We start from the raw sequence: 12,019 nt of genomic DNA on the forward strand, positions 1-12,019 counted from the left end.
TGGTCACGAGCTATAAGCTCGCGCCAGTTGGGGCTTACTATTTTGTTTGATAAATACGATACACTTTTTCAATCCAAGCTAAATCATACAGTTCTCTAGCAATAATAAGAGCATCATTATTGAGCGTAAATTCAAACTTATGCTTTAAGGGAGTTTCTTGTCCTGTCGTCCTTTTATTTACGTATTGCTCCCTTAAATCTGGCAATAATTTAGAAGAGGTAAGTCCTACACGATTCAAGCTATTTGATAAGTCTGTACTTAAATAGTAAGTGGCCTGCCCAGGAGTAAAACAATTGCCTAAGGCCTTAATATCGCTCAAAAATGCATTGCTAATAATATGTGATAATCTTAAAAACACTTCAAAGGAAAACTTTCCTTGGATACAAGCTTTAAAGAGTTTTCCAACTAATGATGCTTTATCTGAGTCATCTAATCTATCAAGGATGACTATTATTTTTTCGCCGGCCTTATTCCTATAATCGCTATTCTCAAGCTTATTTATAAATACCTCGCGTTCATTTAATGGAATGTCTTTCAATTCTAATAAGAACTTGAGAAGCATATTAATAAATATTTTTTCACGAATGCTTGATCCTACTTTGAATATGGAATGTATCGTATTTATAACAGGAATATCTTTAATAAGCCCATCACTAACAACAGAATCAAAAGTGGCCTCAACTAAATCTTTAGTGATATCAGTTAAGTTGGAAGCTGCAGCAGATAGTACAGACCTATTCAGCCCTTTATCCATATAGGTCTTTGGATTTATTTAACATAAGCAACAAGCAATAATACGACAACTTGGCTTAATGACAATCATTAAAATCATTTACAACAGCCAAAAAGTCAGTAAAAGCTCTTCTGCACCCCGTTTGCTAAGCCTCTCGTAGAACTTCTTACCTAGAAGCACCTATTAGAACTTAGCAGCCATGAACTTTAATAATTATACTATCAAGGCACAGGAGGCCGTGCAGAAGGCCACTGAAATTGCCGGGGGCAATCAGCAGCAGGCCATCGAGACGGGCCACCTGCTGAAGGGCCTCTTCCAGAGCGACGAGAACGTACTGTCGTTTCTAGCCAAAAAGCTGGGTGTGAACCTGAATATCCTCACGCCTCGCCTCGACTCTATTGTAGCTGCTTATCCGAAAGTAAGCGGCGGTTCGCCTTATCTATCGAATGACGCTAACGCGGCCTTGCAGCGGGCTACCGGCTTCCTCAAGGAGTTTGAGGATGAGTATGTGTCGGTGGAACACCTGCTGCTGGGGCTGCTGGGGGGCAAAGATGCCGTAGCTACCCTGATGAAGGATGCCGGCTTTGCTGAAAAGGACCTGAAAGCTGCCATCAAGGAGCTGCGCGGGGGCCGCAAAGTAACCAGCCAGACCGCCGAGGACCAGTACCAGAGCCTCAACCGCTATTCCCGCAACCTGAACGAGCTGGTACGCACCGGCAACATGGACCCAGTGATTGGCCGCGACGAGGAAATCCGTCGGGTGCTCCAGATTCTGTCGCGCCGCACCAAGAACAACCCCGTGTTGCTGGGTGAGCCCGGCGTAGGTAAAACCGCCATTGTGGAGGGCCTGGCCCAGCGCATCGTGGCCGGCGACGTGCCCGAAAACCTCAAGGACAAAATCATCATGTCCTTGGACATGGGCTTGCTCATTGCGGGGGCCAAATACAAGGGCGAATTTGAGGAGCGCCTCAAGTCCGTTATCAAAGAAGTAACCGACTCCGAAGGCCAGATCATCCTGTTCATTGACGAGATGCACACGCTGATTGGGGCCGGCGCGGGCGGCGAGGGCGCCATGGACGCGGCCAACCTGCTCAAGCCTGCTTTGGCGCGGGGCGAGCTGCACTCCATTGGTGCTACCACGCTCAAGGAGTATCAGAAATACATCGAGAAGGATAAGGCGCTGGAGCGTCGTTTCCAGGCGGTGATGGTGGATGAGCCTAGCATTGAGGACGCCATCAGCATCATGCGCGGTATCAAGGAGAAGTACGAGCTGCACCACGGCGTACGCATCACCGACGATGCCGTAATTGCCGCCGTGGAGCTGAGCAGCCGCTACATCACCGACCGTTTCCTGCCCGACAAAGCCATCGACCTGATGGACGAAGCGGCCGCCAAGCTGCGCATCGAGCTGAACTCTATGCCCGTAGAGCTGGACGAAGTGCAGCGCCGTATTATGCAGCTGGAAATTGAGCGCGAAGCCATCCGTCGGGAAGAAAACCATGAGCGCGAGAACGTACTCAACAAGGAGCTAAGCGAGCTAACCGCCAAGCGCGACTCCCTGAAAGCGCAGTGGGAAAACGAGAAATCGGTGCTCACCAACATTCAGGAGCAGAAGGAGGCCATTGAGCGCTTCAAGGTAGAAGCCGAGCAAGCCGAGCGCCAAGGCGACTACGGCCGCGTGGCAGAGCTGCGCTACGGCAAGATTCAGGAAGCCGAAGCCAAGCTCAAAACCTTGCAGGATGAAGCCAACGCCAATAAAGACGGCGGCTCCATGCTCCAGGAAGTAGTGACCCACGAGGACATTGCCGAGGTAGTAGCCAAGTGGACCGGCATTCCGGTGAGCAAGATGCTGCAATCGGACCGCGAGAAGCTGCTAAATCTGGAGCAAGAGCTAGGCAAGCGCGTGGCGGGACAATCGGAAGCCATTTCGGCTATTTCCGATGCCGTGCGCCGTTCGCGGGCTGGCTTGCAGGACCCCAAGCGACCAATCGGTTCGTTTATCTTCCTGGGTACGACTGGTGTAGGTAAAACTGAGTTGGCGAAGGCCTTGGCGGAGTACCTGTTCAACGACGAGAACTCGATGGTGCGCATTGATATGAGTGAATATCAAGAGCGCCATGCCGTGTCGCGCCTCATTGGTGCGCCTCCCGGCTACGTGGGCTACGACGAAGGTGGTCAGCTAACGGAAGCCGTGCGCCGCAAGCCGTACTCGGTGATTCTGCTCGACGAGATTGAGAAGGCGCACGCCGATGTGTTCAATATCTTGCTGCAAGTGCTAGATGATGGTCGCCTCACCGACAACAAAGGCCGGGTAGCGAACTTCAAGAACACCATCATCATCATGACCTCCAACACGGGCGCCGACATCATTCAGCGCAATTTCAAGGAGCTGAATGAGTACAATCACGATGAAGTGGTGGACCGCACCCGCGAGGAAGTAATCGAGCGTTTGCGCCAGCACATGCGCCCCGAGTTCCTGAACCGCATCGACGAAATCGTGATGTTCCAGCCGCTGAAGCGCCGCGAAATTCGTCGCATCGTGGATATCCAGTTCCACCAGATTCAGCAGCGCCTGGAAGAAGCCGGCATCCGCTTGGAAGCCACTGACGAGGTGCTCAACTTCCTCGGCGAGCAAGGCTTCGATCCGCAGTTCGGCGCTCGTCCGCTGAAGCGCGTGTTGCAGCGCTTGGTACTGAATGAGCTGTCGAAAGACATTCTGTCGGGCCGCGTGAGCAAAGACGCAGTGGTGGAAGCTGTGCTGGAAGACGGGCACATTCATTTCAACAATGTGAACGTGGAAATCCCGGGCGTGTAATTGATGATTAAGTAAAAAAAGCCCCCCAGCGTACTATTGGGGGGCTTTTTTTACTTAATACTCTCTTGAGCGAAGTATTTTCGCTTTAACCGCTTCTTGACATAAGGCGGTAGAATGGCTGATCTTTCGTACAGCTGCACTGTTTGGTCCTCTTTAGCTTTGCTAAAGCGAGTTAGCTTGCCGATACCAATACCAGCCGGTACGCCGCCCAACAGCCCAACGCCAACTACGGTACCACCGGTTGTCCCAGTAAATCCATCGGTGCTGCTACTGGCCGCTACAGATACAATGCGCAGAGCGAACGCACCGCCCACGGCCGTCCAGATCCAGCCGCCGGTGCGGTGTTTTTGAAACACAGTGCGTACCGCTTGAATAGTATCTTGTTTAGATGAAGGAGTCGGGGTGGGTACTATTTGCGCTGAAGCCTTTGAGCTAAGACCACATAATAAAAGTGCTACAAGTAGTTGTTTGTGCATACGGTTCAGAATTGTGTGTTTACTATAACTAGTGCAATCTAGTATAAAAGTAAGGAGCTAAATCACTAGTAGAACACTAGCAACTCACGCGTTACTGACTTTAAAAAATGGAAAATAGCTTTTGCGTACTCATGAACTGTAACTACCCTACTTCGTGGGCGTGGCAATCCCCGGTATTTATACGCCTTTCTTAAACTAAAAAAAGCCCCCCAGCAGATTGCTGGGGGGCTTTTTTGTTAGGACCAAGAGTACTTCAGCTAGGGCATCATTTGTTTGAAGGCCGTTCAAAGAAGCGGGGCAATAATCTTCTGCGAACTGCATAGGGCAGTCTCTGTTTCGTTGTGTATTCGTCTACAACCCGTTTTTCACGTGCATGGGTGAAATAAAGCCGCTTACGAATACCAACTGCCGCAAGAGGTGCAGCAATCACACCGATCATAATTGCATGAGCTCCAAAGTTGAGCCTTAGGAAAGAATTCTGATTATCTTCTGATGCAGTAGCAATTCCAGCCAAAATCAAATCTCCTGCAATGGCGGATGTAGCCATTATTACCCCTCCGGTACGGCGCGACATAAATAAGTTATGTATTGCGCGGACAGTATCATCTCTAGTGAATTGCTGGGTATTAAGACTCGAAGAGGTTGTCTCAGCAGTAGCTGGCGTGGTTTGGGCTGAAGCTGCGACAGGTAGCAACAGAAGAATAGCTGAGATCAATAACGCACTAGTAAGCGAGGCCCCGATTAATAAGAATACATGGGTCGCAGCTCGAGTCATCATATGCAGCTTATCACGGTAGTTTACCGAAGCAAAATAACACTTGATATAGCGATTGCAATAGGGGTGGAATGAGCGCCCTCAGACAGCAATAATCTTTGGCTTAGAGACTTAATATAACACGCAATCGACCTTACCTTGACATCGGTATTCTATCAATGCCGTGCCTAACTTAATTACTTGCGATTTAAGCGCGGTGCTCCCTTTGCTACTAGGTGTAGCAGATGTCAGGCTGTTTCTCCTACTAGCTCGCTATAGCCTTGCTAATCTTGAAAGGGGCTAATTAATGTGCAGTGAATTATATAGGATATACCCATTCAGCAACACATACAAAAACGAAGGCAATGACAGCCAGAAGCCGTCTTTGATCTTGATTCTAACCCCGAACCCTAACAGCATCAGGAGTGCTAAGCCACCGGATGCAAGCGACAAGATCAGCGGAACCTTGAGCCCCACTAGCAAGCCCGCCGCCCCTAGGAGTTGGAGCGTTGCCGTTAGTGGACCAAACTTCTCCAGACCGTAGCGCTTGAATTCGTCTTTAAGGTATTGAGAGGTAAAATAGCTGATTCCAAAAAACAAGAAAGAGATACTTGACAGCCAAATAGAAATGATATCCATTGGGCCTAAACGGTAATAACACCTGCGTACGCACCGGCAATAAAGAGCGACAGCAGCAGCAGAAACAACGACGGCAGATACTTGTGCCAGGGGTTCTTTACTTTGATGTGGGCCACCTGCGCACAGAGCATCAAGAAGGCCATCAGCAAAGCGGGAATAACCACTAAGGACGGATACCAAATGCCCACAATCAGCAGGGTGGCTAGGGCTATTTTGGTTGCACCGACCATCGTGCGCACCAAGTCGGGCAGGCCGTACTGCTTGAATTCCTTGACGATATTATCGAAGCGAAACACCCACACAACGACAATCGAAAGGGCAATGATAATCTGGGCTATTATGACTACTGCGCTCATCCTCGAGTAAATTACGTTACGGGCTGCAAGTCATTTTATGTAGATAGCGTGCATGATCTTAACACACTCAGATCAGGCCACCGTCTATCATTATTAACCGCATTGGATAAAGCACAGGTGGGCTACTAATGTTCAGCCTTAGCAGTACTTACTAGTCGGCGGCGCACTCCTTAAAAGAGCCATAACAATTCATTAAGCGAATGACCTGATGTCTTGAGAGCACCGGTGTTGGTTTTGGCAATAGATAAATGGCCCCGCCGATTAGTTTCAGCGGGGCCTTTTCAATGAGTTTACAGCTTAGTAACGGGTAGCGCTTTACCAGGTAACTGTAGTTAGTTAAGGCGCTGCTTTTTCTTGCTCTTTGAAGGTATCAGCGGCATCCAATAGGTCACGTAAGGCGGCATTGGCTGGCCCTGTTCCAGAGCTTTCATTAGCTCCCTTTCACGACGACGGCTAAAGCGCACCATGCTGATGGAACCCATTGTCAAGGCGTTAGCGCCGAGGGCTAGGTTAACACCAGTACTCCAGTCGTCATCGTCTCTAGCGATGTAACCTATAGCACCAGCTACCATCAGGCCGCCGCTAACGGCTCCAATAGTGCCGTACAAACGGCTCCATTTGAACAGCCGATGCACTGCCTGCCGCAGACTATCCGATATGGGCTGAGTGGTAGCCGCCATAGCAGGCAAAGCAGAAGACTGCTCTGTGGCTATAAGGGGCATATTTTGTTGGGAGAAACTAGCACTGCTGGCAGCCAGCAGTACGCATACAATCAAGAATAATTTCTTCATAAAGTGAGGATAAAAGAGGTTAAGATTAGCAGACAATTATATAGTTAACTTACTGACTAGTTGACTTAGTATCTGCTGCAAAAAGTAAAGTTCAACAAGCTAGTTAAGTGAGGTCGCCAGTGAGGAGAGCAGGGCGGTGGCGAACAGGAACTGGCAGTGGAAGAAGGGTCAAAATTCGCCCCCAGAACACACTGCTCATCAGGCAACAGCCCCTCGCTTAGTTGAGACTTTGAGCATCTGTTTAGGTGGTGTATATAATCTTTGCCTTGCGTAGTCTCTTCAGCCTAGTGTGCGTATAGCCATTTTATTGATTCATTGGCTTTTAACCACCTTTCTATGCTCCACCCTTTCTCTTCTCATCAGGCGCGGCTAGTTGCCCTGCCTCGTTTTATTCGTCTAGCTGCGCTGGCCATTGGCATGACCAGTGTGCTACCCAGCTGCGTCAACGAAGACGGTACTATTCCTAATCCCTTTAACCCCGCTCGAGTTACTGTAGCCGAAGCGCGCGTGCATCCGGAAGGCGTGCAGTTCGACGAGCTCAATCAGCGCTTTCTGGTCAGCTCCCGCACGCAGGGACGTATCGGCGCGGTGCAGGACAACGGCACTTACCGCGTCTTCGCCGATGATCCACGCCTGGTATCAACTATTGGCTTGAATCTCGATGTGCCCCGGCAGCGCCTACTGGCGGCCGTATCGGATGGCGGCGGAAACACCAGCCGCTCTACGCCGGCCACGTTGCGGCAGTTGGCTGGACTGGCCATATTCAACTCCAACAATGGCAGCCTCCAGCGCTACGTGGATCTGGGTGCGTTGCGGCCCGGCCAGCAGCACTTTGCCAACGATATTACGGTTGACTTGCAGGGCAATGCTTATGTAACTGACAGCTTCTCTCCTATCATCTACAAAGTTGACTTACAAGGTAATGCGTCGGTGTTTCTGGAGAACCCGCAATTAAGCGGCGGCACGGGCTTTGGGCTCAATGGCATCGTGTTTCATCCCGGAGAAGGCGGCTTTTTGCTTGTAGCAAAAGCCAATGACGGGACACTATTTAAAGTGCCCATCAATAATCCCCAAAGCTTTACTACCGTGAGCAAAACCCAGAGCCTGGTTGGTGCCGATGGCTTGTTGCTGCTTACACCCGAAACCCTGCTAGTAGTATCCGGCAGCCAGCAAACTGCATTCCGCCTCAACAGCACGGACACCTGGGCTTCGGCCCGCGCTACAGGCAGCTTCGCGACGGGCGCCGTTGGCCCTACTACCATCACGCGCCGCAGCCTCACCGATGCTTACGTGCTGTATCCGTACCAGGCTACGTCGCCGCTGTTTGAGATTGTGAAGGTTAACTTTATGTAGCTTTCATTTATGCAGCCTAAAGCTTGCAGACAATCATTCCATACTTCATTAAAAAGCCCCCTGGACAAGTCTGGGGGGCTTTTTACTGTAGCTTCAACATTTCACCTCCTGCTACCTTGACATTCAGTTTGCTGAAAGAAAGCCTCTCTCATACAGGCAGCTTCATTAAAATGCTGCGGTCTCAGACGCCGCCGGTATTTGGCTGGAATGGGTTTTTCTGCCAAATATGCCTGGTCTATAGCTAACAAGTGTGCTTTGTTATAGGAGGTTGAGTGAACAATAAAACCCACAACTGTGGCGGCTATGACAGGAATACCAATTGGTGGTGAAATCGCCTTTTCGGCCGTCTGCGTGTAGCTGCCATGGTCGGTAGAAATAGGTATAGCTAAAAACATTCCCGTGATCAAGGGAATCACAAATGCGTAGCCCGCACGTCGCTGCTTCAGAAACAAAGCTAGCAATGCGCCAGTAGTGTCAGCTTCAGATCCGTTGGGTTGGTACGCGGGTAAATGCCAACCATTGACCTGCATTGCTCCGCCTTGCTCAGAAGTAGCTGACGAAGGCAGATGAGTGATTGTCTGGGCATGAAGCGCCGTGCTGTATAGAAGAACGACTAGCAATAGAAACGCTTTGCTGTAGCAACAAGGAGCACTAAGACAAAGTAGTAGTTTTACCCGCATGAGAAGAGAAAGTAAGAGGATGGAGTAGTTTCAGAAAAGTAGATGGTTGCGTTTGAATAAAATAATTGCTTCTGCATTCTGGACAATTGATGGTTCTTGCCTGCGATACCCCGAAAAGCCCACGTTAGAATAACTATTAGCTTTGCCGCATGTCCGTCTTCCAGACTTATCTACAGCTTGGCTTTTTCCACATCTTCAACCTACAGGCCTACGACCATCTAGTGTTTCTGCTGGCTTTGTGCGCGCCCTATGTTTTAAGTGATTGGCGCCGGGTGGTGGCCCTGGTAACGAGCTTCACAGTGGGTCACAGTATCACGCTGGCACTGGCTACGCTGGGCTTTGTGCAGTACAGCGCGGGCCTGATTGAGTTCCTGATTCCGATTACCATCCTGCTCACATGCGCAGTGAATATGAGCCGAGCCAGCCGCGACTTTAAGCGTAACCAGCCCATTATCCTGACCTTGCCGAATGCCCTGGCGGCCATTTTTGGTTTAATTCATGGCCTAGGGTTTTCCAGCTATCTGCGCGAATTATTGGGACAAAATGCGCGCCCGGTGCTGGAGCTATTGGCCTTCAACATTGGCGTCGAAATAGGTCAACTGCTCATTGTAGGGCTCATTCTGGTGCTAGGCTTTATCGTGCTGCGTGGCTTTCGGGCTGCCCGGCGCGACTGGCTACTGGTGGTCAGTGGGGCAGCTATGGGCATTGCGGTCATTCTGCTGCTCGGCGGCATGGCGGGTTAGCGCTTTAGGGGGCAATTTATCAGCAGCTCGTTTTTTGCTTTTCTGGATTTGACTTCCATTGCAGGACCAGACCTTTCTGGGGGACAAATTTGGCTTCCGACAACGGTATTTTATAAAGATTCGCTGTTACGGATTCGTTAGGCAGTTTTCCGTAAATTTGCTTTCCATCCTCCTCTTTTGCTTTCTAATTATGCTGAGAAATATTCTGCTGCTCGTCGGTGGCATTGGCTTGAGCGCCGGGCCGCTGTTGGCCCAGACGACGCCTTCTATACAAAACACCAACTCCGGCACCGATAAATTTGCCCAACTCGGTACGGAGCTGCCCACGCCCAACACGTTCCGCACGGCGTCGGGCGCGCCGGGCTCCCAGTACTGGCAGCAGCGGGCCGATTACGACATCAAAGTGCGGCTCGACGACGAGAAGCAGGCTATTTCGGGTAACGAGGACATCACCTACACCAACCTCTCGCCCGACGTGCTGACTTACCTCTGGGTGCAGCTCGATCAGAACATTTACGCCCAGAATTCCATGACCACCAGCACGCAGACGGCCGAGTTGCAGCCGCGTATGTCGTTTGGCGCTATGGATTACCTGGCCCGCGCCGATTTCGATGGCGGCTTCAAAATTGAGTCGGTGAAGCAGAAAGGTGGCAAGGCTCTGCCCTACGTGGTGAACCACACCATGATGCGCGTAGATCTGCCCCAGCCTTTGCAGCCCAAGCAGTCCTTTACGTTCAGCATTGCCTACCGCTACAACATCAACGACCAGCCTAAGCTAGGCGGCCGTTCGGGCTACGAGTATTTCCCAGAGGACAAGAACTACCTCTACGAAATTGCTCAGTTTTACCCTCGCATGGCCGTGTACGACGACGTGAACGGCTGGCAGCATAAGCAGTTTCTGGGCGCCGGCGAGTTTGCGCTGCCCTTCGGTAACTACAAAGTGAGCATTACCGCCCCCGCCGACCATGTGGTAGGCGCCACCGGCACCCTTCAAAACCCTGATCAAGTCCTGACCGCTACCCAGCGCAAGCGCTTGGCGCAGGCCACCGATGCCAAAAAGCCCGTAGTTATTGTAACGCAGGCTGAGGCTGAGCAAGCCGAGAAAGGCCGCGCCAAAGGCACCAAAACCTGGAATTTCGCCGCCAAAAACGTGCGCGACTTCGCTTTCGCTAGCTCCCGCAAGTTTATCTGGGATGCTATGGGCTTGAAGATCGAAGGCCGGCCGATTGTGGCGATGTCATACTACCCCAAAGAGGGCAACCCGCTGTGGGGCCAATACTCGACGGAGGCCGTAGCGCACACGCTCAAGACGTATTCTAAGCGCACCATTCCCTACCAGTATCCGGTGGCTATTTCGGTGCACGGCTCTATCGGCGGCATGGAATACCCTATGCTTTCCTTCAATGGCTACCGGCCCGAAAAAGATGGCACCTATTCGGCCAACACCAAATACGGTCTGATTTCGGTGATTATTCACGAAGTGGGGCACAACTTTTTCCCCATGATCGTGAACTCCGACGAGCGGCAGTGGACGTGGATGGATGAAGGTCTGAACACCTTTATGCAGTACCTCTCGGAGCAGGAATGGGAGCGAGATTACCCATCACGGCGCGGTGAGCCAGCCAAAATCGTGGACTATATGCGCATGGATAAGAGCCTGCAAACCCCGATTATGACCAACTCGGAGTCGGTACTGCAGCTCGGTAATAACGCCTATGGCAAGCCTGCCACCGGCCTGAATATCCTGCGCGAAACCATTATGGGCCGCGAGCTATTCGACTACGCCTTCCAGGAGTACGCTCGCCGCTGGGCCTACAAGCACCCCACTCCAGCCGACTTTTTCCGCACCATGGAAGACGCTTCGGGCGTTGACCTCGACTGGTTCTGGCGCGGCTGGTTCTACACCAACGATCACACCGACCTCGCTATCGAAGGCGTGAAGTGGTACACGGTCGATTCCAAAAACCCCGAAATTGAAAACGCCCGCAAGCGCCAAGAGTTGAATGCCGAGCCCAAAACGCTTTCTCAGCAGCGCAACCTCCAGGACATCAAGCGCACGCTCGTGGACGACAAGCCCGGCCTAAAGGATTTCTACAACTCCTACGACCCTATTGCTACTACCGAGGCTGATAAAAAGCGCTACCAAGAGTATGTAAAGACTTTGAAGCCCGAGCAGCAGAAGCGCCTCAACGAGGGTCTGCATTTCTACGAGGTTGGCCTGCGCAATATTGGCGGCTTGGTGATGCCAGTGGTTGTGCAGATGACTTATGAGGATGGTAAGCAGGAAGTAGTAAACATTCCGGCCGAAATCTGGCGCCGTAACAACGAGCAGGTAACGAAGGTGTTTGTGACTGATAAGCCGGTAGTAGCTTTCACCCTTGATCCGTTCCTACAAACCGCCGATACAGACCTAAGCAACAACGCCTATCCGCGCAAATTGGCCCCCAGCCGCTTCGAGCTGTTTGAGCAGCAGCAGCGTACTCAGCCAAACCCCATGCAGCAGCAACCCAGCGCTACGCAGCCAACTGTGCCAGCTAGCAGCGGCGCTACGGGCGGTGGCACCAACTAGTAGTTAGCTTTTAGTCATTAAGCAATAAGGTCAGGTGGTCTCACCTGACCTTATTTTTTGTGCTCTTTTCCCGGCTACGGTCTGCAGGTAAGGTGGCTCAGATCCTATTC

Annotated in this window: 11 protein-coding genes; 4 read left to right on the forward strand and 7 right to left on the reverse strand. The window is 51.3% G+C overall.

All coding sequences use genetic code 11. The features are described from left to right. Nucleotides 1–37: 37 nt before the first annotated feature. The gene (locus tag ACW9KT_RS18120; RefSeq protein ID WP_457082988.1) at nucleotides 38–754 is read right to left on the reverse strand and encodes a hypothetical protein; all 717 of its coding nucleotides are present in this window, start codon (nucleotides 752–754) and stop codon (nucleotides 38–40) included. A 178-nt stretch (nucleotides 755–932) separates the two neighbouring features. Here ACW9KT_RS18120 and clpB point away from each other — a divergent pair, with 178 nt between their 5' ends. After that, nucleotides 933–3,548 (forward strand): ATP-dependent chaperone ClpB, encoded by a 2,616-nt coding sequence (gene clpB, locus ACW9KT_RS18125; protein ID WP_457082990.1) that lies wholly within the window; start codon nucleotides 933–935, stop codon nucleotides 3,546–3,548. A gap of 50 nt (nucleotides 3,549–3,598) precedes the next feature. On the opposite strand, the gene ACW9KT_RS18130 is transcribed toward clpB, so the two are convergent. From ACW9KT_RS18130 to ACW9KT_RS18150, 5 genes are all read right to left on the reverse strand, one after another. After that, complete coding sequence (locus tag ACW9KT_RS18130) at nucleotides 3,599–3,904, reverse strand: hypothetical protein (protein ID WP_457082992.1); 306 nt, start codon at nucleotides 3,902–3,904, stop codon at nucleotides 3,599–3,601. A gap of 385 nt (nucleotides 3,905–4,289) precedes the next feature. Further along, a complete protein-coding gene (locus ACW9KT_RS18135) occupies nucleotides 4,290–4,802 on the reverse strand; it encodes a hypothetical protein (protein WP_457082994.1) in 513 nt (170 codons plus the stop codon). Between the two features lie 276 nt (nucleotides 4,803–5,078). Next, nucleotides 5,079–5,417, reverse strand: a complete 339-nt coding sequence (locus ACW9KT_RS18140; protein WP_457082996.1) for a DoxX family protein — start codon at nucleotides 5,415–5,417, stop codon at nucleotides 5,079–5,081. A 5-nt stretch (nucleotides 5,418–5,422) separates the two neighbouring features. Beyond that, on the reverse strand, nucleotides 5,423–5,773 hold the full coding sequence (locus tag ACW9KT_RS18145; protein ID WP_457082998.1) for a DoxX family protein: 351 nt from the start codon (nucleotides 5,771–5,773) through the stop codon (nucleotides 5,423–5,425). Nucleotides 5,774–6,105: 332 nt separating this feature from the next. After that, a complete protein-coding gene (locus ACW9KT_RS18150) occupies nucleotides 6,106–6,564 on the reverse strand; it encodes a hypothetical protein (RefSeq protein ID WP_457083000.1) in 459 nt (152 codons plus the stop codon). 336 nt (nucleotides 6,565–6,900) lie between these two features. Between ACW9KT_RS18150 and ACW9KT_RS18155 the strand changes: the two genes are divergently transcribed. Next, nucleotides 6,901–7,917 (forward strand): hypothetical protein, encoded by a 1,017-nt coding sequence (locus ACW9KT_RS18155; protein ID WP_457083002.1) that lies wholly within the window; start codon nucleotides 6,901–6,903, stop codon nucleotides 7,915–7,917. Between the two features lie 101 nt (nucleotides 7,918–8,018). On the opposite strand, the gene ACW9KT_RS18160 is transcribed toward ACW9KT_RS18155, so the two are convergent. After that, nucleotides 8,019–8,597 carry a hypothetical protein gene (locus ACW9KT_RS18160; RefSeq protein WP_457083004.1) on the reverse strand — a complete coding sequence of 193 codons (579 nt, stop codon included), beginning with the start codon at nucleotides 8,595–8,597 and terminating at the stop codon, nucleotides 8,019–8,021. Nucleotides 8,598–8,746: 149 nt separating this feature from the next. On the opposite strand from ACW9KT_RS18160, the gene ACW9KT_RS18165 reads away from it, so the two are divergent. Further along, nucleotides 8,747–9,340 (forward strand): HupE/UreJ family protein, encoded by a 594-nt coding sequence (locus ACW9KT_RS18165; protein WP_457083006.1) that lies wholly within the window; start codon nucleotides 8,747–8,749, stop codon nucleotides 9,338–9,340. A 190-nt stretch (nucleotides 9,341–9,530) separates the two neighbouring features. Continuing rightward, entirely contained in the window at nucleotides 9,531–11,909 is a 2,379-nt protein-coding gene (locus tag ACW9KT_RS18170) for a M1 family metallopeptidase (protein WP_457083008.1), read from the forward strand. The last annotated feature ends 110 nt before the right edge of the window (nucleotides 11,910–12,019 follow it).

It is taken from the genome of Hymenobacter sp. HD11105 (genome assembly GCF_054051685.1).